Source organism: Microcoleus sp. Aus8_D2 (assembly GCF_036702665.1).
Lineage (GTDB): Bacteria > Cyanobacteriota > Cyanobacteriia > Cyanobacteriales > Microcoleaceae > Microcoleus.
Map to the genome: position 1 here is coordinate 64,082 of NZ_JAUBUN010000023.1, position 22,666 is coordinate 86,747.

General features: G+C 47.4%; 15 protein-coding genes. 6 read left to right on the forward strand and 9 right to left on the reverse strand.

From position 1 onward, the window contains the following. Nucleotides 1-266 precede the first annotated feature (266 nt). From QUB64_RS18900 to QUB64_RS18910, 3 genes are all read left to right on the forward strand, one after another. Nucleotides 267-1,070, forward strand: coding sequence for an alpha/beta fold hydrolase (locus QUB64_RS18900; protein ID WP_333275322.1), 804 nt, complete (start codon nt 267-269; stop codon nt 1,068-1,070). A 34-nt stretch (nt 1,071-1,104) separates the two neighbouring features. Next, a complete protein-coding gene (locus QUB64_RS18905; protein ID WP_333275324.1) occupies nt 1,105-3,429 on the forward strand; it encodes an adenylate/guanylate cyclase domain-containing protein in 2,325 nt (774 codons plus the stop codon). 152 nt (nt 3,430-3,581) lie between these two features. Continuing rightward, nucleotides 3,582-3,995 carry a ribosomal maturation YjgA family protein gene (locus QUB64_RS18910; protein ID WP_333275326.1) on the forward strand — a complete coding sequence of 138 codons (414 nt, stop codon included), beginning with the start codon at nt 3,582-3,584 and terminating at the stop codon, nt 3,993-3,995. 142 nt (nt 3,996-4,137) lie between these two features. Here QUB64_RS18910 and QUB64_RS18915 read toward each other — a convergent pair whose 3' ends face one another. Beyond that, a complete protein-coding gene (locus QUB64_RS18915; protein ID WP_333275328.1) occupies nt 4,138-5,544 on the reverse strand; it encodes an LCP family protein in 1,407 nt (468 codons plus the stop codon). A 104-nt stretch (nt 5,545-5,648) separates the two neighbouring features. Further along, nucleotides 5,649-6,023: a hypothetical protein gene (locus tag QUB64_RS18920; RefSeq protein ID WP_333275330.1), complete on the reverse strand. Its 375-nt coding sequence runs from the start codon at nt 6,021-6,023 to the stop codon at nt 5,649-5,651. A gap of 240 nt (nt 6,024-6,263) precedes the next feature. Here QUB64_RS18920 and rpe point away from each other — a divergent pair, with 240 nt between their 5' ends. Then, nucleotides 6,264-6,965 (forward strand): ribulose-phosphate 3-epimerase, encoded by a 702-nt coding sequence (gene rpe / locus QUB64_RS18925; RefSeq protein WP_333275332.1) that lies wholly within the window; start codon nt 6,264-6,266, stop codon nt 6,963-6,965. Between the two features lie 141 nt (nt 6,966-7,106). Here the strand turns inward: rpe and QUB64_RS18930 are convergent, their stop codons facing one another. The 7 genes from QUB64_RS18930 to QUB64_RS18960 all read right to left on the reverse strand — a co-directional run bounded on the left by QUB64_RS18930 (nt 7,107) and on the right by QUB64_RS18960 (nt 18,312). Further along, nucleotides 7,107-9,545 (reverse strand): VIT domain-containing protein, encoded by a 2,439-nt coding sequence (locus QUB64_RS18930; protein WP_333275334.1) that lies wholly within the window; start codon nt 9,543-9,545, stop codon nt 7,107-7,109. Nucleotides 9,546-9,831: 286 nt separating this feature from the next. Continuing rightward, nucleotides 9,832-14,256, reverse strand: coding sequence for a DUF4347 domain-containing protein (locus QUB64_RS18935; protein WP_333275336.1), 4,425 nt, complete (start codon nt 14,254-14,256; stop codon nt 9,832-9,834). 759 nt (nt 14,257-15,015) lie between these two features. Next, the gene (locus QUB64_RS18940) at nt 15,016-15,798 is read right to left on the reverse strand and encodes a DsbA family protein (RefSeq protein ID WP_333275338.1); all 783 of its coding nucleotides are present in this window, start codon (nt 15,796-15,798) and stop codon (nt 15,016-15,018) included. Between the two features lie 446 nt (nt 15,799-16,244). Beyond that, a complete protein-coding gene (locus QUB64_RS18945) occupies nt 16,245-16,757 on the reverse strand; it encodes a hypothetical protein (protein ID WP_333275340.1) in 513 nt (170 codons plus the stop codon). Nucleotides 16,758-16,873: 116 nt separating this feature from the next. Then, the gene (locus QUB64_RS18950) at nt 16,874-17,317 is read right to left on the reverse strand and encodes a hypothetical protein (RefSeq protein ID WP_333275342.1); all 444 of its coding nucleotides are present in this window, start codon (nt 17,315-17,317) and stop codon (nt 16,874-16,876) included. A gap of 77 nt (nt 17,318-17,394) precedes the next feature. After that, nucleotides 17,395-17,577 carry a CsbD family protein gene (locus QUB64_RS18955; RefSeq protein WP_333275344.1) on the reverse strand — a complete coding sequence of 61 codons (183 nt, stop codon included), beginning with the start codon at nt 17,575-17,577 and terminating at the stop codon, nt 17,395-17,397. A gap of 525 nt (nt 17,578-18,102) precedes the next feature. After that, nucleotides 18,103-18,312 carry a hypothetical protein gene (locus QUB64_RS18960; RefSeq protein WP_333275346.1) on the reverse strand — a complete coding sequence of 70 codons (210 nt, stop codon included), beginning with the start codon at nt 18,310-18,312 and terminating at the stop codon, nt 18,103-18,105. A 673-nt stretch (nt 18,313-18,985) separates the two neighbouring features. Here QUB64_RS18960 and urtA point away from each other — a divergent pair. Both urtA and QUB64_RS18970 read left to right on the forward strand, forming a co-directional pair. After that, nucleotides 18,986-21,841: an urea ABC transporter substrate-binding protein gene (gene urtA, locus QUB64_RS18965; protein WP_442921676.1), complete on the forward strand. Its 2,856-nt coding sequence runs from the start codon at nt 18,986-18,988 to the stop codon at nt 21,839-21,841. A 172-nt stretch (nt 21,842-22,013) separates the two neighbouring features. Further along, nucleotides 22,014-22,247: a DUF433 domain-containing protein gene (locus QUB64_RS18970; RefSeq protein WP_333275350.1), complete on the forward strand. Its 234-nt coding sequence runs from the start codon at nt 22,014-22,016 to the stop codon at nt 22,245-22,247. The last annotated feature ends 419 nt before the right edge of the window (nt 22,248-22,666 follow it).

Below are 22,666 nucleotides of genomic sequence, written 5' to 3' on the forward strand. Positions count from 1 at the left end.
GTCCTAAAAATTCTAGGTTCGTAGTGAGGACTTCAGTCCTAAAAATTCTAGGTTCGTAGTGAGGACTTCAGTCCTAAAAATTCTAGGTTCGTAGTGAGGACTTCAGTCCTAAGATTTTTCTGCGGACTAAAGTCCTCACTACAAACCTATTTTAGTGTGAGGACTTTAGCGGATATAAGATGCTTAAAAATATCGCGCTCCGAACACATCCTCCCATATAAACATACATGATAATATTAAGTATTAAATTAATAAAAATTACAAAAATGAAAACTTCGCTCGCTGAGCGCCACAATGTCAAGATCCTGGGTAAAGGCGCTCAAACCCTGATTTTTGCGCAAGGCTTCGGGACGGATCAAACAGCTTGGCGACATCAGGTAGCCACCTTTGCACCCAACTACCGCATCGTACTTTTTGACCACGTTGGGGCTGGAAATTCCGATTTTGCTGCCTACAGCCCGCACCGCTACAGCAGCATTCACAGCTATGCAGAAGATTTGCTAGAGCTTTGCTGCGAGTTAAATTTGAAACATTGTAATTTAATTGGTCACTCGGTTAGCGGTATGATTGGCTTGTTAGCAGCCCTAGCCGAGCCAAAACTATTTAACAAGCTTGTATTTATTGGTGCATCTCCACGTTATTTAAATGATACGGGATACGTAGGCGGTTTTGAGCCGTCTGACCTCAATAGCTTGTACGCGGCGATGTCGTCTAATTTCTACGCATGGGCTAGCGGTTTTGCGCCGTTAATGATGAGTCACCCAGAGCAGCCGGAATTAGCAGCCCAGTTTGCCAAGACTCTAACTGCTATCCGCCCAGATATTGCCCAAGCTGTAATTAAGGTGATTTTTGAGTCGGATTATCGATCGCAATTACCGCAGCTAAAAGTACCGACACTGATTCTCCAAGCGAAGGATGACCCCGCCGTACCTGTGGATGTAGGCCGATATATGGCTCAAAAAATACCCAAAAGTCAACTGATAGAAATAGATGCGCGGGGTCATTTTCCCCACATCAGCGCACCAGGGAAAATCACGCAGGCGATCGCATCCTATCTTTCCTCGCCCTAAAAAATAATCAAAAATTATAAGTCAAAAATAAAAAATGGACTGGCGGGAAAAATGCTTTAACTATTTCAAGAAAATTCCTGAATTAAGTCTAAAACTGCCAAAAAACAGTTTATTTTTAATTTTTCAATCTTCAGCGCTGCGCCATCCCGACAGTTTGCCGACGTTCAGGATGCCTTTGGTATTGCTGTTTGTTTTTTTCATCGCGATCGACAGTTGGCAACACACAGCAGTCAGTTGTTCGATCGACGAAAGTATCGTATTTCTCCTGTGCGTGCTGCTACCGCGCGATCGGGCGTTGCTGGGAATGCTGGGACTCCTGACGGGTTTGAAAGTTTTGTTTCCCGCCGCCGGTGACTTGCTGCTCGACTCGTGGATGACACTCGCTATCGCTGTGGCATTCAGCATTCTGGCGCGGAGGTTTCTGTTGCGAGTTGAGTGGCAATTGGCTTCGCAGAATGTACTCGCAGCCGTCACCCGTACCGGGGATACAGAAGGCGCTCAGACAGTTATTGCTAAAACTTTGACAATGCTACGGGAGTATGCTAAAGCCGATGCAGCGATCGCCCTGCGCCAACTCGATGACGTAACTGCCGAGGCGATCGCCTGCGTGCCCGCCACAGCTTTGCCGAGTCGATTCACCAGTCCGAAAATCTTTGCCGGGGCCCTAGCCAACAACCGCTGCATCTACTATTGGGACTACGCCACAACTCCCGGCGCTAACCGTACCTTACTCAGCAAAGGAGCAAAATCCCTCGCAGTGCTGCCGCTGTCTGCACCTGAGGGAGATGAAGTGGTTCGGGGGCCCAAACCAGGGGCGATCGTCCTGGTTTGGTACCGCCCCTACCGAGTTTCTGCCTATTTTCAAAACTTCACCGAGTCAGTGCTGGGGGGATTGAGCACCATACTCAGGTTTCATTACGCCAACTTCCGCCTAGAAAAGCTGCAAACTCGCTACAGCGCGATTTTGCAGACGATACCGCAGGGGGTGGTATTTGTGGACGCCAGTGGCGAACAAGGTTGGATTAATAGTGTGGCGGCTCAACTGTTCGGTTTGACAGAAGGCGCTCAAGAAGCGGCGGCGATTGCTGATGCGATGGCAAAATTGCGATCTAGGGCCACAAATTCAGAGGAAATTGCAGCCAAAGCAGCAGATTTTTTTAGCAAAGCAGACGCTAAGATTCGCGATTGGGAGTGGGTTTTTTCCCAACCCAACTGCCAAGTCTTGAATCTGTCGAGCACTCCTACTTTGCTGCGCGACGTACCGGGCCGCCTGTGGCTGCTCAACGATATTACCGATCGATATTTAAACCGTTTAGCATTGGTCGATCGTACCGCACAACTGGAAACTGCCAACAACGCTCTGCAACTGACTCAGTTTTCGGTCGATCGAGCCGGCGATGCGATTTTTTGGATCGGAAGGGATACTAAAATACTGTACGCTAACGATGCAGCTTGTGTTTCCCTCGGCTATTCCCGCAGCGAGTTGCTGTCAATGAATCTCAGCCAAATCGATAGCAACTTTACCGCCGAAATCTGGCCGCTGCACTGGCCAACTATCAAGAAATGCGGCTCTCTTACCCTGGAATCTCAGCATTGCACCAAACACGGCAAACTTTTTCCCGTCGAAGTAACAGCCAATTATTTAGAATTCAACGGCAGCGAGTACCACTGCGCCTTTGTCCGGGATATTAGCGATCGCAAGCAAGTCGAGGCCGCCATCCGCGCGGAACAGGAAAAGTCGGAGCAATTGCTATTAAATATTTTACCGCAATCAATTGCTAAACGTTTAAAACAAAACGAAACAAACATTGCTGAAGGATTCGCCGAGGTGACAATTTTGTTTGCCGACATCGTTGGCTTTACTCAGCTTTCGTCTCAAATCACTCCCAAAGAATTGGTGTACTTGCTTAACGAAATCTTCAGCGAGTTCGATCGCCTGACCGATTTGCACCATTTAGAGAAAATCAAGACAATTGGCGACGGTTATATGGTAGCTGGCGGCATTCCGATCCCTCGGAGCGATGGCGCGGAAGCTGTAGCCCAAATGGCGATCGGTATGCAAAAGGCGATCGGTTTATTTAACATCGCCCGCGGTCACTCTTTAAGCATTCGCATCGGCATCAATACCGGGGCTGTAGTAGCGGGCGTAATTGGCACGAAAAAGTTTATTTACGATTTGTGGGGCGACGCGGTAAATACGGCTTCGCGGATGGAATCTCACGGCATTCCGGGCTGCATTCACGTCACAGAAGCAACTCGCGAATTGTTGGGCGATAAATATATTTTTGAGGATAGAGGAGTGATGTTCATCAAAGGTAAGGGAGAAATGAGGACTTATTTGCTGATTGGAAAGGTTTAAAATCATCACAAATTACGCACAGTAACTCTCATAAACCGGGTTTTTAAACTCATATTCTCAGGCGTGTTTTAGTAAAAAAAACAGTTAGTGTGTCAATCCCAATCATATTAAATTTTAAATATCCCATTTATCTAACTAAAATCTCAAATCCAATGACTTTTAATCACCGTTTTTTCAAATATCGAATAGCCCTGCTCATCGGTATAATTGTGATTGTCCCTTTAGGTTATGTGGTGAGATTTTCTCACGGCGCTGCACCGGAATGGTTCAAGGATTATTTTGGGGGCATAGCTTATGAAATGTTTTGGATTTCGCTGGTAGTTTTCATCTGGCCTCGATTTTCGCAAAATAGGGCTGCTGTAGCTGTATGTCTTGCTACGTGCGCGATCGAGTTTCTCCAACTGTGGAAACCTCCATTTTTACAAGCAATTCGAGCTACTTTGCCGGGAAGGCTGGTATTGGGCAATACCTTTAGTTGGTCGGATTTTCCCTCTTATTTTCTTGGGAGTTTTTTAGGTTGGTTGTGGGTGCGATGGCTTCATTTCACTTGGCTCCGCTGGGAATGACATGGTTGCGGTTATTTTATTTGGCCGTAGGGTGCGATCGACTTTCAAAGCGATCGCCCTCATCTAAACTCATAAAAAAAAAGAGGACACAGCATTGCTGTGTCCCTACAAATACCGAATTTAAAACCCAGTTTAAAAAGACTTAAAGTCCCCCACCGGACTGAGTTTTTTTACTCAGCCAATCCTTACCCAATCTGATTGTCACATCCGACTGCAAAGCACCGGTACTCTCAACCAGCACATCTCCAAAACCCAAAGACTGGCGAATCGCTTGAGCACCTTTAATGTCGCCGTCTTGAGCTACAATCGTAGTTACGTCTAGCGGTTCAGACCAAGCTCTAGAAACCTGAACATTCCGATAGCCTGCCCGAGTTAAAGTCCTGACAAAATCTTCAACAGCCGATCGATCGCCCGTACTGTCTTGCACCGCCACCTTCAGGAAAGTCGAATCAGCATTCTCGATTGTCCAAGTATTTTGACCGAAGTCAAAATGCTCTGCTACCAGAGTTTCGATGCCATTTTGGTCTGGCAACCAAAAACTTGCCTTGTAGTCCTTAGGATCGCTGAATTTGCCCGGAACCATCAACATCTGCACGCCAGCGCGATCGGTTTGAGTAGCAAAACCAGCCAAAGCCACCAATTCTTCTATACTCAAATTCGTGTCAAGGTGAGACTGAATCACCGACAAAATCTTCGGCAAGCGAGACAGCAAACCAACATTAACTTGCTCTTCCACAAAAGCCCGCATCAACAATTGCTGGCGCTGCACTCGCCCGATATCGCCCAAATCGTCGTGCCGGTAAAGCAAATAGTGCACGATTTGTTCGCCGTTGAGACGCTGTTTGCCAGCCTTTAAATCAATATATAAATGCTGGCTTTCATCGGTATACTTCATGTCTTTAGGGACATTAATAGTAATGCCGCCCAGGGCATCTACCAAACTTTTGATACCTTGAATATTGACTGTGACATAGCGGTCAATTCCCACGCCGCCCAGCAGTCCGCTGACTGACTTCGCTGAAGAAGCCGGGCCGCCGTAGTAATTAGCCTCATTGATTTTCACGACACCCCTACCTTCAACATAGGTGCGGGTGTCTCGCGGAATGGAAAGCACGCTTATTTTTTTATTTTGAGGGTCAAACCTCACTAACAGCATAGTATCGGTTAACCCCTTAAAAGAGTTTTGCCAGACATCGTATCCCTGATCCTTATCGGGATGGCCTTCGAGGTCTGAACTCAGAACCTTAAGTCCTAAAACTAAAATATTAACTGGGCGAGTTAGCTCCGGCATCTTCATGCTGAGTTTTGCCATGTCGCCTTGAGAAAACACCGCCGCTTCTTCAGGACTCAACTTTTGTTGCTGAAGTGGCGTTGTGGAAAGGGAGACGGCTAGCAGCGCTCCGGCTGTGGCTGAGAGCATGGCTACTCCAGCCAAACCAAAACCAAAACCCAGCCAACGGCCTCGATGGGGCTGGTTCGATTTTTTGGTTGAAGGTTGAGCGGTTGATTGTTTGATAGGGTCTTGATTAGGAGTTTTTTGAGCTGGCACTGGCTTCCTCACACACAACAAAAATAAAAAAGATCGTGACAATATGTAGTATCAAGCTGAAAACGCACTCAATCAATACGGTAGGGGCTTAAAGGAACCCTAAATTATGATAAATGTTTGCCGACCACTTGCTCGGCTACGCGGCTAATTCCGGGCAACCATAGCGGTTGACGCTTCCAGAGGCGAACCATCAGTCCCAGAGCAACGATAAAATAGCTGGTTGTCAGCAGGCTACTCATTAATAACATGGTAAGTGTCGGAGATTCCGCAGAAATCGCTCCAGCTTCTAAAAGAATATGTCCTAAAAGCCAACTAAAAGCAAGGGCAATTGCCAAGCGGCTGACGGCTTGGCGTTCGGGGGTGCCCTGACGGCGGTAAAGATTCCACAGGGCGGGGAAAAACCCGATGACTGGGATCATTAGTACAAACAGACTTGCCCGATCGAGTTCGGGATTGTCTAAGGGATCTGTATTTTTCATAATTCGCTACTGAAAATTTGCAGCAGGTCTAGTTTTGCACGAAACTTATTTGTTAGAGGTAAAAATTATATCCTAAACCCAAATTCGGAGAGCTGAGCGAGTTTTGCACAAAAATTGCGGGTTAAAGGTCAAGTTTTTCCGCTAAACCTGTCCCTAGCTATTATTCACAACTTTGAGCCCCGATCGCCGTATTTTGATAAACTGGATACAGCACAGGAGACAGGAGACACAGACCTAGCCATGACCAAATCCCAAAAATCGATCGTTATTTCTCCATCAATATTATCCGCCGATTTTAGCCGTCTCGGAGAAGAGATTCAGGCTGTCGATCGCGCCGGCGCCGACTGGATTCACGTAGATGTGATGGACGGTCGCTTTGTACCTAATATTACGATCGGGCCGCTGATTGTCGAAGCAATTCGCCCCGTTACTACCAAGCCCCTGGATGTCCACCTGATGATTGTGGAGCCGGAGAAGTACGTGGAGGACTTCGCTAAGGCTGGTGCTGACATTATTTCGGTGCACGCCGAACACAATGCTTCGCCTCACTTGCACCGCACCCTGGGTCAAATTCGGGAATTGGGCAAAATGGCTGGTGTGGTTTTGAACCCTTCGACGCCGCTGGAGTTGATCGAGCACGTGCTGGAACTTTGCGATTTAATCCTGATTATGAGCGTCAACCCTGGCTTTGGCGGTCAAAGTTTTATCCCGACTATGGTACCGAAAATTCGCAAGTTGCGCCAAATGTGCGACGAGAGAGGCCTCGATCCTTGGATTGAAGTCGATGGCGGTTTGAAGGTAGACAATACTTGGCAGGTGCTGGAAGCAGGGGCAAATGCGATCGTAGCAGGTTCTGCTGTGTTTAAGGCGAAGGATTACGCAGGTGCGATCGAGGGTATCCGCCACAGCAAGCGTCCGACTCCAGAGTTGGCTGCGGTTTAATTCAAACAGTAAGGTTCGTAGTGCGGACTTTAGTCCGCTCTCATGTTGCGGACTAAAGTCCGCACTACGAACCATTTTTGTTATGGTAATCGATCGAACATGATGTCAAATATTGACGGGACATTCTCAGACCTCAAAGTATCAAGATCTAACCTGCAACGTCAGCTTAACAGTATCCTTCACAAAGCCAGGAATTAGCCAACTAAAGAGCGATCGTTCGATATCCTTAATTAAGCCAGGAATTAGCCAACTAAAGAGCGATCGTTTAATCTCTTTAATGACCTCCGCATCAGTCACCGTCGAGGCATCTTCATTTACAAGTATCCGGGTGATACGCCCTTTGCGGATGATAATTTCTAATGCCAGTTCGCCGTTGAATTCTCCCGGAAAAGTAAGGACTTGCAGGTGTTTGTTTAAACTAGCGATCGTCGCTCGATCTAACCCTGTGGCGATGACGACTTTTACTTGCTGTACGATTGGCGATAGTTCGGCGCTTGGTGGTGCACTTGGAGAGTAGCATATCGACCGCTCTTTACGAGACCCCTCAAAAACCCTCGCGGGCAACGAGATGCCACGCTCTAGTTCTTCCCCAGTGTCGAGAGAGCCCAAATACGACATTCCAGTCCGAGCAGCTCGCAAGTCTTCTAGACTGACACTCTCAAATACTTGCCCATATTCTACCGCTTCCGGCATTTCTACAGGCAGGTTCATCGCGATCGATTCCGTACCCGGTTCGACGCGCACGTCATCGCTGACAGCCACAAAAGCCGTGTACTGCGACAGAAGCTGATAGGTTAGCGCCGTTTCCGTCACTGTTTCCACTCCCACCTTGGTTTCGTACTGCACCATCTGATTCATCAAATCTTTGATGCGGTGCCGCCCCCAAAGCTGGGCTAATGCCGGATTTCCAGGATCGGTAAAGTTCATTTCGTAGGTTTGGACGTACTGGTGTCCGCCTGCGCTAACCCCTTTTATCTGAAGTGTTCCAGCTTGGCGATCGCCCTTTTTGCCAAATAGAACGAGGGGTTGTTCGGCAAATAAATCAGGTGCAATTGAAGGATAAATTACCGGATTTTCGCCCTCTCCCTGCCAAGTAATTTCCAGATTCACCAACACGGGATTGTTGATTTGGCGGAAGAACTTTTCGACAAATTCGTTAACTGGTTCGTCGTGGGTGACAATCCGGGAGAACCCCCGCCCAATTTCGGCAATGCGATCGAGTAAAAAACGATTGACGGAACTCCCCGCACCGAAGCTGTACAGGCGATTCCCCGGTTTGAGATGCTGCTGCACTTCGGCGAGAACTTGGTTTTCGTTGCCGATATAACCGTCGCTGAGAAATACCACATTTCGCAAGCGCCCCGATGGTGCGGGAAAATCGATCGCCGCCCGAATTCCGCCCAACATTTCCGTAGCGCCAGAAGCGCAGAGTTTGTTGATATGTGCGATCGCCATTTGCCGATTCTCTGCTGTATTCGGTAGCGGTTGTGTTGACAGTTGCCGCACCGAGTTAGAAAAATCCAGAATCGAGAAAGTATCCGCCGGATTCAGCCCATTAATAAACTGCCGCAACAATGCCTGACATTGCTGCAAAGGCGCACCGGCTTGCGAACCGGAAGTATCGACTAAAAAGACGACATCTTTCGGCACAATTTCATCGGTTTTGTACTCGATCGCCGGAATCAAGTAAACTGCAAAATGCCCGCCGCGAGCGTCCGATTGAGTTAATACCGTCGATTGAGTTTCTCGACCCAAAATATGATAGCGAACAATCAAATCTTTGTTGGGAATTGTATCTGCATTTCCCAACTGAACGCACACCTTCATCCCATTTTTTTCCTCGCTGCTTGGGGAAGTTTGAGGTGAGTCAAAATATTCAATTTGCAGTTTGTGAGATGGGGAATTGACATTACGAATTGGTACGCCCGCCTCAATTTCCAGCGTCACGCCGATATCGTGTCCCGATCGCATTCCCGGCGGCAAAATCGGGGCATTCAGCCGCGACGCATCGGGGACGATATCGGTAGACGAATTGACTGTCATTGGGGCTGGGGCGCTACCGCTGGCGGTTGTTTCATCCAGTGGCGTACCGGGAATATATCGCGGCCCGACAACCATCGGAAACACAAATTCATAATCGCCAGCTAGAAATTTCAAGCTGTCAGTATAGCGAATCGTGACCTCGATTTCTTCTCCCGGTTTGATGTTGGCGAGGGATTGGGTGAAAATATTATCTCGCTCTTGTTCCAGCAAACCCGCAGTCCGCCCTTCTTGTTTGGCTTTTTCGTAAATGCGTTGAGCTTCTTCGCGTTTTTTGATGCTGCCTTTAATAGTGCGATCGCCAATTTTGATTTCCATCTCATCTACCGCGGCTTCCGCAGGTAGCGGGAAAATATAGACGGCTTCCAACGGCTTAGTAAAAGGATTTTCAAATTTTTGGGAGACTTCAACTCGCGAGAGATTTCCGGCTATTTTGGCTCTGACTTCTGTATGCTTCAGAGGAAAAACGATTTGTTCTCCCTCCGGGGAACGCACGTATAATCCACTGGTTCGCTCTGTAGGAGATGTCGAAGATGGCATAGAAGTAGTCCTCCATAGTTGATAAATCAAACGGAATCGGAACTCACATCGTCTCGATTGCCTTTATGCTAACAATTTCAATCGGGTTTCAGCTTTTTTGCGATATTTAATATCATCTCCGCGCAATAACTAAGGTTCGTAGTGCGGACTTCAGTCCGCTCTTATTCTGCGGACTGAAGTCCGCACTACGAACCGATAGAAACCGGGTATTTTAGCAAATCTGTGGGCTGTAACGCAGTATTTTTGTCAAAAAACCCGGTATTCCCGTGTTCTCACGGGTATCGATTTAGATCGCTGCTGCAAAATCGGCAATATTAATCAGCCCCGCTGGTACATTGGTGAGAGTTGCTAAAAGTTGATTGGAACTGGTAACTCGGAGCAAAGTAGAATTATTTTCTACAACAATGCTCAGTTGCGAAAAGCTTAAAGCACCACTCAAGCCGATCGCATCTATCCCATCTTGAAAGTCTAAAATAGTATCGCTGCCGAGACCAACACCTAAAATAAATCGATCGCTCCCAGTACCTCCAATCAGAGTATCATTACCCTCACCTCCAAACAGCCAATCATTCCCAGCATCACCGCAGACAGTATCCTCACCTTCATTGCCTAACAGCCAATCGTTGCCCTCACCGCCGCAGATTTGGTCTTGAATGCCCGCAGAACTCGGCATAGCGGTGCCAATATCCCCGTACACAGTATCTTCCCCGTCACCGCCACAGAGAGTATCGCTGCCCTCATCGCCAAACAACAAATCGTTGCCCGAGTCTCCCAAGACTAAATCATCGCCTTTGCCAGCGTGCAGTGTATCATTTCCATCACCGCCAGAAAGGGAATCTTCGGCTTCTTTCCCGTTCAAGTAATCATCGCCATTAAGACCAAATAGCAAATCGCGACCTGTAGAATCGCTGTCTAAAGGGTTAAGAGTGCCGCCGTATAAAGTATCGTTACCCTCACCACCAATTAAAGTATCGCTGTCCTTGTCCCCAAAAATTAGGTCGTCATCTTTGCCACCGTAAACCACATCATTGTTCTCGCCCGCAAAGATTAAATCATCCCCAGCCTGGCCATTGAGGTAATCATCACCCTCATTGCCAAAAATCCGATCGTCATCTTTACCGGGGCTAAGCGGGACATCGCTGTTAATTCCGCCATAAATATTGTCATCGCCAGTAAAGCCAAATAACAAGTCGTTACCGTCTAAACCGTTGATATTGTCATTGCGAATGGAACCCAGCAGAGTGTCGTCGCTTTCTGTACCGTTGATATTGTTGGTATTTGTTTGGTTGGCGCCGCCAATAGCAGTCAGGCTGGGGAAGGTTATCTGCTGGCAAATGCAATCTTTGTCTTGAATTTCTGGCGTTGGAGTTGGAGTGGGAGTTGGAGTCGGAGTTGGAGTGGGAGTTGGAGTGGGAATTGGAGTTGGAGTTGGAGTCGGAGTTGAAATTGGAGTCGGAATTCGAGTGGGAATTGGAGTTGGAGTGGGAATTGGAGTTGGAGTTGGAGTCGGAGTTGAAATTGGAGTTGAAATTGGAGTGGGAATTGAAATTGGAGTTGGAGTGGGAATTGGAGTTGGAGTGGGAATTGGAGTTGGAGTTGGAATTGAAATTGGAATTGGAGTTGGAGTTGGAATTGAAATTGGAATTGGAGTTGGAGTTGGAGTGGGAATTGGAGTTGGAGTGGGAATTGGAGTCGGAGTGGGAATTGGAGTCGGAGTGGGAATTGGAATTGGAGTCGGAGTTGGAATTGGAATTGGAGTCGGAGTTGGAGTTGGAATTGGAGTTGGAGTTGGAGTTGGAGTTGGAATTGGAGTCGGAGTCGGAGTGGGCGTGGGAGACTGTAAGTCGTCATTCACGATCGTCCCAATGCCTGTTGCTTTAGCAATAGTCGCATTAACCGGAGTGTTGAGGTTGACGTTAAATGTTTCGTCAGCTTCAAACTTAGAATCGCCGTTGACAGCAACAGCAATGGTTTTTGTAGTTTCCCCGGAATTGAAGGTGAGGCTTCCTGTTGCCGCTGCGTAATCGCTATCAGCAGTGTTAGCAGTGCCGTCTGACGTGGCGTAATTGACGGTGACGGGAAGGCTAGAAGCTGCTGAGAGGGAGACGGTAAAGTTGGCATTAACAGTACCCGTATTTCCCTCGGTAACAGTTACATCGCCGATCGACAGACTAGACGTGTCATCATTGGCGATCGTCACAGTCGCAGTGCTAGCAGTAACAGTAGAGCTTTCCGGCGCTGCGGTCAAATTCGGGTTGCTGAGGGTGACGGTAATTGTCTCGTCAGGTTCAACTAGGGTGTCGCCCAAGACATTGATCGCGATAGTTTTAGAAGTTTCGTTGGCGGCAAAGGCGATCGTCCCTGTAGCGGTAGTAGCCCCCGCAGCATTGATGTTATTGTAGTCTGCGCCGTTAGTTGCAGTGCCTGCGATCGCATAATCTACTTTACTTGCTACCGCCGTACCACCGCTGCGGGTGACGGTAAAAGAGACGGGTTTGGTGCCGGAATTCCCTTCTGTGAGGGAACTTGTGGCTGGATTTGTAAGTGCGATCGCATAAGAAATCGCATCATTGGCTGCAATTGTTACCGTAGCATTGTTGCTGGCAGGTGCGATCGTATAATTTCCATTTGCCAAATTCAACCGCAGCGTCTCTGCCAACTCGGGTATAGTGTCATCAACCGGAGTCAGAATCACATCCACAAAGCTCTGTCCGTTGGGAATAGTGACGGGAAAGGCACTGCTGAGGGTGTAGTCGGCAGCAACGGCGGTGCTGCTGGGATCGATCGCGAGATTTACAGTTAAATTACCGATCGTGCTGTCGCTGCGGCTGACGCGGAAAGTACCTGTATCGATCGGAGTTTCAGTTGCTGAAGTATCCGTCGCGGTAATGCTGACAGTCTGCTGCAATTCAACCGCGCCGATGTCAACAGCGCTGCCAGAGGGCCGGGGTAAGTTACGCTGATCTGTAGTAGGTGCGATCGCGCTATTACCCCTGTCAAGGGCAGGACTTTCAGGCAGTAAGGCGTGAGTCTGGGTGATGCCACCGTTATTTGCCAGTGCTGCTAGTCCTGGAGTTAAATTAACGATGTCAGTACCCGTACCAATGGTACCCGTGTTGCCCGTCAGGCTGCCGATCAGATTGTTGTTATTCCCGGTGATGTTTCCTGAAACGTCGGGCACGATAGTTCCTGCTGCGGTCGAAGCATCCAAGTTACCGGCGATGATGGTATTTCTCAGGCCGATCGTCGCAGCACTGCTGAATATACCACCGCCATTGTCAGTAGCGCCGTTGGTGGCGTCTGAGTCGGCCGTGTTATTTGTAATGGTGCTGTTCGCGATCGTCCCAGCATTACCAATCCACCAAATAGCACCGCCTCTTTCTGCGGCCGTGTTGCCGGAAAGCGTACTATTAGTGATGTTGAGAGTGCCACCACTGTAGATTGCGCCACCTCCCCAAGTAGGATCGCTTGCTTTGTTGCCGGAGAAAGTGCTGCCAGTGATGGTAAGCGTAGCTTCGTTGTAAATGGCACCACCACCTTGAGATGTCACCTCATTGTTGGTAATACTGCTATTAGTAATGCTCAGTTCGCCGAACAGGATTCGGATGGCGCCACCGCCGAACCCAGTCGCCTGGTTGTTGTTGATGATACTGCTGTCAATTGTCGCCTTTCCCAGACTATTGTTGAATATCGCCCCGCCACCACCCGCTGTATTCAGGGCGAAGGTGCTGCCACTAACAGTCATTTGACTCCCGCTATTGTTGATAGCACCGCCTGAGTTGGCTTTGTTGTTTTCAAAAGTAGAATTGGTAACAGTCAAAGTGCCTTCGTTCAAGATGCCGCCACCGATATCGGGAGTGACGTTCCCCCCTGAGATAGTCGCGCCGTCCAGGCTGAAGGTATTGCCGTTAAGGACGTGAAACACGCGATCGTTCCAACCGGTGGCAGTGTTGATAGTTGTGGTTGCTGCGCCTGCACCCGTGATGGTGAGGTTTTTGGTAATGTCGAGGTCGCCTGTCGCCCCCAAGTTTTCGTTAGCACCAGTAATAGTCAGCGTGTAAGTACCCGCTGGCAGATTGATGGTGTCGCCTGTCCCAGAGTACCGAATGGCTTCGCGCAAGGAGATGCCACTACCTCCACCCAAAATGCCGTTATCTTCATCGGCGATCGTGGTGACGTTGATGGTGGCTAAAACGTGATTGTAAGCTGCGATCGCCTCTTGACTAAATGCCGCTTCTGTCTCAACACAGCCAATTGTTACTTCTAAATCCCAGTTACCGCCTAATGCAGCACTCCCTGTCAGGCTATTGGAGGCGGCGATGTTTGCACCTGTGAGTTGATTGAGGCGTTGCAGAAATGAGAGTTCTCCTACGGGTGGGGCGATTTCTGCCGCCACGTTACAACCGTACAACAGGATATCCGCGTTGGGGGTTAAGGCCTTTTTCCATTGCTGGAGTCGATCGGCCCAGCCGTCTAGATTGCCAGAATTTAGCTCAATTTCCCCGAGTTGCAAACTTCCAGGCCCGCCGTGAGAAACAATGTGAACTGCTGAAATATCGGTGTAGCTAGCTAGTAACTGTGTAATTTGCTCGATTCCATCCCCCGCGCGATCGAGTATAAATGTCTCTGTCCTTGGTTCGGCGCTTTGTGCAAGGGTTTGGTAATCTTCAACGGTTGGAGCGATGAAAACTATTTCTGTAATTTTTTGCATGATAATTTTTCCTCGTAGATGCACTTAAAATGGAACTCACAAGTGGCGATTTTATTGCCTAAAAAAATCAAATCTGTATTGAAAAATAATCATTTGAACCTACTAGCTAGGTCGAATAAAGCTGGCCAAAGGCAAGATATAATTATTAAGCTATGAGCCACTGAAACAGTCCTGGTCGCTGTCTGGATTGTGTTGCAATAGTTGGGGATTATTCGCGATCGCAACCCTCGCGCTCAGGACTCAGAATCACACAATTAGGTTGTTAGTACGTCCATAACTATTAAAGTTCCCTAAGACAAATCCTAGAGCCAATTTGTTCCCAATGGTAGAAATTTGTGAGTAAATATAGCTTGAAGTAGGTAGGCGCAAATAAATTCAAGTATGTAACACAATGTAAAGTTTCACAACCTAAAGTGAATTGCCTGACTTTAGCTCGCTAGTATTTGTAGGGTGTGTCGCCACGAACAATCCCGAGCTACCTATCGACTATTTAGCAGCGACGCACCTGACCACAACGGTTTGATAAAAAAACAAAACATTGACTGTGTAGCACTCTTTTGTCAAAATGGTATAAAAGAGCGCCCAAGCGCAACAACGTACCTTTCTTTTTTAAGGAACATTTACTCGCAGTGACTGCGTATTAAATTTTTACTGTTCCCAGACTTTAGCCTGGGAACGCATCTTTAATGACTCAGACTTGAGATAGCAGCGAAAAAGTGAAATAGACACAAAAAATTCTTTTTTGTGTCTATTTCCCTGTTATTTGGAGACACTTGCGAGAATGGTTTCCATCTCTGAAATCTCGATCGCACCGGAGAAAGTTTTGCCGTTCATAATAAAGAAGGGAGTGCCTTCGATGCCCAGTTTTTGAGCGAGTTGCACGTCTTTCTGAATGGCGGCTTCGGCGGCGGGGCTGTTGCGATCGGTGTTGAATTTATCTAATTTGAGATTGAGCTTTTGGGCGATCGATCCGTACAATGGCTCGCCTAACTGTTTCTGGCCTTCAAACAAAGCGCTGTAATATTCCCAGAATTTTCCCTGCTGTTGGGCTGCCCAGGCTGCTTTAGCTGCTGGCAGCGCTTCAGGGTGAATTGAACTCAAGGGAAAATGCTTGTAAGCTAAAGTAACTTTGTCCTGGTGTTTTGCCATAAACTGCTTGACATTATCGTAAGCGCGCGCGCAAAAAGGACATTGAAAGTCAGAGAATTCTAAAAGTACAATCTGCTGCGAAGCCGATCCCGTGCTAGGAGAATCCCCGATCGAAGATTTGGGATTAGTTTTCATCTCCTGCAAAAATGACTCCTGCGCTGCTTTGAGAGACTGCTGCTGCTGTTGCTGGTACGCTTGTACCGAATCTAAAATTGCTTGCGGGTTTTCGCGGATAATCTGCAAGACTTGCTCTTTCAACTTGGGATCGACTGAATTGCCACCCCCTGACTGGGCGGGGGAACAACCGATAAATACAAGGCAACCCGCAAGCAGTGCAGCCAAGCAGAAGGCTTGCTGGCTGCGGAGTTTTCGCCAAATAGTGGATATGTTCATCTTTGTTTCTGATTCACGGCAACACTTAATCCTACATTTAATTTTGCGGAGTGTCAGGTGTACCGCGGTTTACTGCTGTGCAGCTATTTTTAGCTGTGAGCAATAATTAGTAATTGGCGATCGCAAATTCGGAGCGGATAATTGGCAGTAGGTTTTACTCACCCAAACAGCAACCAGGGGCATAATTAAGATTTTAACTCTCGGGATTTTGTATAATATTTGAGCGAGTAGTTTGTAGTAATAACTTGACTCATATTAAAATTTTTAAGACTAAAGTTCTCCCTAGAAACACCATCCAAAAGGTTTGTAGTGAGGACTTTAGTCCTTCCGAACCAAAGCCCTCACTACAAACGCCATCAAAGAGGTTTGTAGTGAGGACTTTAGTCCTTCCCAGATTATTTGCGAAATCCAAAAGGTTTGTAGTGAGGACTTTAGTCCTTCCCGGATTATTTGCGGCTGTTGAGCCATTTAGCAGCAACTATTCCCAAAATACCCGCAACCACTGGATTGCCCAAAAACTTCATCAAACTAGGCTGTTCGGCCAGCACTTCTCGGAAAATATCCGGGTGATTGTGATAGGTAAACGAAGCCAGCTTGGTAACATCGTCAGCAGTCATGCGGCTCGCGTGGTGCGTAGAAAGTCCTAGCTGCTTTTCCAATTGGCGATCGTTCAATCCTCTCTTGTCCAACTGCTTGAAGAATTCCCGTGCCACGTCGTCTCGTTCGTTTGGCTTGATTTGGGCGATCGCCTTTTGCAGTTCCGGTTCCAACTGGGCTGGCGGGAGGGAGTCATGATTCAGAGAACGCCCGAATAATTGTTTGCGCTGATCTGGCGAAGTTCTCTGAGCAAAATCGTCAAAGTTTTCGTACTCTTCACCGGTTGTTTCCGGCATCATTTCTTTATCGCCCTGAGCCAAATCGCTCATAATTTGACGCTTGTAATTATCGCTGCTACTCATGGTAATTCTTTTCCAATCTACACAACAGTTATGTCTCAACTTGAGATTGTTTGGCCTACAAAAAACTGCGGAATATTAAACCGTCGCGCGGCTAAAGTTGAAAGTTTATAGCCTGGTCAAGACTTGTATTCAATCTGATTTGATTGCTGGTCGTACTTAGCCGTCAAAATCAGTTTTTTGTCAGGCGCGTAAACCAAAACACTTAAATCCTGATTTGGGAAATTGCGGTGAAAGCCTTGGGCTAAAGATTTCGCCAAATCTTTCACTTCAGTAGGGCGAACTTGAGGCGTGATTACCACTCCCAATTTATTATTGTCGCGCACGTAAGCATCCTGAACCAAGCCCTGAGCGGTCTTTGTTACCCATTGACCAAAATCTTGACCTGCCGCGGTATTGCCGCGTTCTAGCTGCGCGTAATAGCCTTGACTGCCACCAATTGCGACAGGTACGTTAGTCGGTTTTTGGGCAGAAACGCTGGGGGCGCAGGCAGTAGTAACAGCCAGCATTAAAACCAAGAGTAAACCCGCAATCATTTTGCGACTCTGCTGCAATAAGCTCACCTTTTTTCCTCCGTTGTGAAAACAATTTGAATACTTGAGAGGGTCAGGTTTCAAGACCCTCTCAATGAGTATTAGGCTCAGTCTATTTTCTTTTTGATCTCATCTTTTACATCTTCGATCGCGTGGCCAGCTTCTGCTTCTTTTTGCTTCATTTTACCTTCAGCTTTATCTTTGGGATCGCCAGTGACGTTGCCTAGGGCTTCTTGAGCAGCGCCTTCGATGTTTTTGCCAGTTGCCTTAGCTCTATCTTCAATGCTCATGGGTTTCTCCCTTTCTGTATCTAATATGACGTTTTTTACTTAAATTCATCATAGGTAACAAGGCATCGCCTTGCACTCTACCTGTAGGAAGAAACTAGGACAAAGCTCGGTGTACGCTATTTAAAGGATTTAACGGATATCAGCAATAAGGAATAGGGAATAGGGAATAATACAGCGGCAAAAGTTATTTTTGAGTTGGGGATAGACTGCTAGTTTCCGGCTGAGCGTTTTTTACCTAAACTGCTAACTGCTGCCAAGTGTTACCCTCAAAAAAACTCCACAGACACCCACGCGCCAAGAATTGTTTTTATGAAGCTCAAAATAATTTAAAATGTTTGATTTTATGATGATTTTTATGGTACACAGCTAAAGTCTTTTGCCTGATTTCTCGAGCAGACAAGTAAAGTAAGTATTTTTTTATTGATCTCGCCGCCCAATCCCAAATTTATCTAATTTGTTGATTCTAAAAAAGTGGTGCGGGCAAGATAAACTCTTACCCGCACCCACAACCAAACAATATTAGTCTTAATCTCGCTTTTGATGACACTCTTCATCTATTTTTTGCTGAAGTTCTTCCTTCAATTGTTCTACCGCGCGCAAAGTTTGAGCGTTTTCTTGTTTGTGCTGGCTCAGGGCTTTTTCCGTTACCTCACCGAGCAATTTTTCCCTGGATTTTGGTAGAGTGACTTGAGAGTCGCTGCCTGTGGTTTTCGCATTTTCTTCATCAATATTCATTAGTCTTCACCCTATTTGTTTGCAAAATTTATTTTTTACCAGGCTAGTAAAAAGTGATTAACTTTAAATCGATGGTAAGGGAAATTACAGAGTATTCCCTCTGCCTGAAGGGAGAGAGGGGGCTGGTAAAAGTTGATGACTTTTTGATTGAGGGTACTATACTTAAGAGAAATCACGGAGAGTTGAATCTGCTGGCAGCGAGATCGGTACAGGGGAATAGTGGGTGAGTGGGTGAAGTTACTTGGTGACAGGCAGGCTGCTATCTGCTAAATGAGTTGGAGAGATGGGAGGGAGGCCCGAGAGCGCTACAGAGCGCCCGAGGGGGAGAGTTTGTTTGAGGGTACGATCGCATCTCTTGGGTGCTGCGGTTTGTGGAATGAGGGTGTTTCGACATCGGTGAAAGGTCGAGACAGAAATCGGCGACAGGTTAGTGCAGAATTAAGTGAATGCAGGGAGGTTTGACCGTAAAAATCAACAGGAGGCAGGAATTCTCAAGTTTTGTGGCGATCGGGTGAAATAATCTGCTAAACCAGAGTGAGCCTCCGGACTAACTGCCCGCAGGAGTGAACTAAAATTTCTGTTATTAGTAAAAAGTATCTAAAACCCTATGGGAGCAAGGAGCAGTAACCCCCTCGAAGCAGCCGGCCCAACTTGTGAGCCGATCAAAATAGGCGTGTTGCATTCGCTGACGGGCACGATGTCCATCAGCGAAATTTCTGTTAAAGATGCGACGCTGTTGGCTGTTGAGGAAATTAATGCGACGGGAGGGGTACTGGGACGCCCCTTGGAAGCGGTGATAGCAGATGGAGCCAGCGATTTGCAGACTTTTGCTCAAAAAGCTAAGCAATTGCTCCAAGAATCGCAGGTGGCGGTGGTATTTGGTTGTTGGACTTCGGCCAGTCGCAAGGCTGTACTGCCGGCTTTCGAGAACTCTAACGGGTTGCTGTTTTATCCGGTGCAGTATGAAGGGCTAGAACAGTGTCCGAATATTTTCTATACTGGTGCGGCCCCGAACCAACAGATTGTACCTGGGGTGAATTACTTGCTGGCTCAGGGGAAGCGAAAAATTTTCCTGTTGGGTTCTGATTATATTTTTCCCCGGACGGCAAATTTGATTGTGAAAGCTCAACTGGCGGCACTCGGAGGGGAGTTGGCGGGGGAAGCGTATCTGCCGCTGGGTTCGAGGGAAGTGGACGAGGCGATCGCACATATTTTAGCAGTTAAACCGGATGCGATTCTCAACACTCTTAACGGCGACAGCAATGTGGCTTTTTTCCTTCATCTGCGGGAAGCTGGCTTGAAACCGGAGGATTTGCCGGTGATGTCGGTCAGTGTAGCAGAAGAGGAAGTGCGGGCGATCGGGCCGTCCAATATTGCCGGACATCTGGTGGTTTGGAACTATTTTCAAACGGTGGATACAGCGGAAAATCGGAAATTTGTCAAGGCTTATCAAGCGAGATACGGGGAAAATCGAGTGACGGATGACCCGATCGAAGCGGCTTATTTGGGCGTTTATCTGTGGAAGCAAGCAGTCGAAAAGGCTGGTTCGATAGATGCGGTTAAAGTCAGGGCGGCTGCTAAAAATATTGAGTTTGCAGCGCCTTCGGGCATCGTAAAAATAGATGCCCAAACGCAGCATACCTGGAAAACAGTGCGGATTGGTCAGGTGCGATCGGACGGTCAAATTGAGGAGATTTGGAATTCGGGGGCACCGATACAGCCCGATCCTTTTCTTAAAAGCTATCCTTGGGCGGCGGCACTTACTCCGAAGCAGATTTCTATAGGAACTCGCGCTTCTTTGCTCGGGCTGTTTGTGAGCATGGTACTGATCACTTGGATGGCGGTGGGAATCGGGTGGATGGGTTCTTTGGAGATGAAGAACTCTTTGCTGGCGATAGAGGCTGCCTCATTTCCGGCGGGGGTTCAGCAGGTAACAATGGCGGCGCTAGCTGAGCAAACTATGGCTGTGGCGAGCCGCACTCAGAGTTTGCTGGTGGGGGCTTTGGTTTTGAGTTCGATCGCGGGAATAGTAGCTTGTGTGTCGGTGTCGGCAATTATTCGCAATCTCGGCTTGCTGCGGGAAACAGCGCAACTGATGGCGAGCGGTGATTTGACGGCTCGATCGCCTGTGGTGTCTAATGACGCGATCGGGGTGCTATCTTCTACTCTCAATACGATGGCTCAGCAAATTAGCAGTTTGCTCAAAGGTTTGGAGGTGCGGCAGCGACAGCTAGAGGAGCGCTCGCGCGAATTGGAAGTCGCTAAGAACGCTGCGGAAGCTGCTAACCGGGCGAAAAGCACATTTTTGGCAAATATGACTCACGAGTTGCGGACGCCCCTGAATGCGATTATCGGCTACAGCGAGCTGCTGCAAGAAGAGGCGATCGAACTCGGCGAGGAAGAGTTTGTGATGGATTTGGCCAGCATTAATATGGCCGGCAAGCAGTTGCTCAATATTATTAGTGACATCCTGGATATTTCTAAAATTGAAGCAGGAAAGATGACTCTTTTCCTGGAGACTGTTGATGTGTTGAAGTTAGTCGAGCAGGTTGTGACTACAATTCAACCGCTGGTGGGGAAAAATGGTAACACTTTGAGCGTCAATTGCGATCGCGATCTTGGCACGATCTACGCTGATTCGGCGAAGCTGCGACAGGCGCTGTTGAATTTGGCGAGCAATGCTGCTAAGTTTACCGATCGAGGCAAAATTACAATTAATGTTTGGAAGGAAGAAGGGGAAGTTTTGGTGGTGGGTAATGCCGAGGAAATCTCGGCAACTCCCATGGGGCGCGAAAATGCTGCGATCGTGTTTCAAGTCAGCGATACGGGCATTGGGATGACTGACGATCAGGTGTCGAGGTTATTCGGAGCTTTCGCCCAAGCGGACGATTCGACTACCCGCAGGTACGGCGGCACCGGTTTGGGGCTGACAATTAGCCGGAAGTTTTGCCAGATGATGGGCGGGGATATTAAGGTTGATAGCGAGTTTGATTGCGGTTCTACTTTTACGATCCGCTTACCGATGATGAAGAAAAGGGAAAAAGCAGTGAAGGGCGATCGAGAAATTGCAGAAATACCAGTCAATTCTGCCTCGAACTTAGATACCAGTATAGTCCCGGCAACAGCGAAGAATCTGGTGGAAATGCGATCGCAACCGCTGGAAATTCCCGATGCTGCTACTGTGCTGGTGATTGACGACGATCCCGACTCGCGGGATTTGATCGGCCGCTGTTTGTCGAAAGAAGGATTTCGGGTGATCTCCTCGGCTAGCGGTGAAGCAGGGCTTCAGTTAGCTAAAGAGATGCTACCGGATGCAATTACTCTGGACGTGATGATGCCAAGCATGGACGGCTGGGCGGTGCTTTCTGCTTTGAAAGCCGATCCGGATTTAGCTAATATTCCAGTAATTATGTTGACTTTTTTGGACGACAAAAATCAGGGTTTGGAATTGGGGGCGGCGGAGTATTTGAGGAAGCCTTTGGATTACAAGCGCTTTGCTGATTTACTGAGTAAATATCAGCGTCCGTGACAGTTGACAGTTGACAGCAGTCCTTAGTCATTAGTCATTAGTCATTAGTTATTAGTCATTAGTTATTAGTCATTAGTCATTAGTCATTAGTCATTAGTCATTAGTCATTAGTCATTAGTGATTAGTCAAGTAGGATTACTATAATAATAGGTGAAAAATAGGGATTCAAGATATGATGGATAGAACTGCTTTGCTCGCTAGAATTACTCAAACACCTGGTAAATGTGGTGGACGCCCCTGTATTCGTGGCATGAGAATTCGCGTTAGCGACATTTTAGAAACTCTAGCAGACAATATAACCCCTAGCGAGATTCTGGCTGATTTTCCCGATTTGGAACCCGAAGACATTCAAGCGTGTCTGCTTTTTGCATCTCTCAGCATTGATTTTCCCAGGATAGCAGTATGATTTTCTGGTTAAATGCTCAATTGCCTCCGAGTTTGGCTCAGTGATTAACCGAAACATTCAGTGTTAACACTCTTACATTGCAAAAGCTTGGGTTGCGGGATGCTCAGGATATTGAGATATTTAATACGTTAAATAAATCACTTGATACGGTTCAATTGCTGAATCGGGATAGTAAGTAAATTTGCTAATATTGTTTCATTAGTCATTAGCTAACATTAGACCTCATGCAAAAATCGGAAAACGCCCTAAAATTATCTGCTTTTATCTGTGTTTATCTGTCTGATATCTGCGGTTGAAGGATCGATCGAAGACTTATGCAAGAGGTCTATTGAAACAACATTGATGACTAATGACTAATGACTAATGACCAATGACTAATGACTAATGACTAATGACCAATGACCAATGACTAATGACCA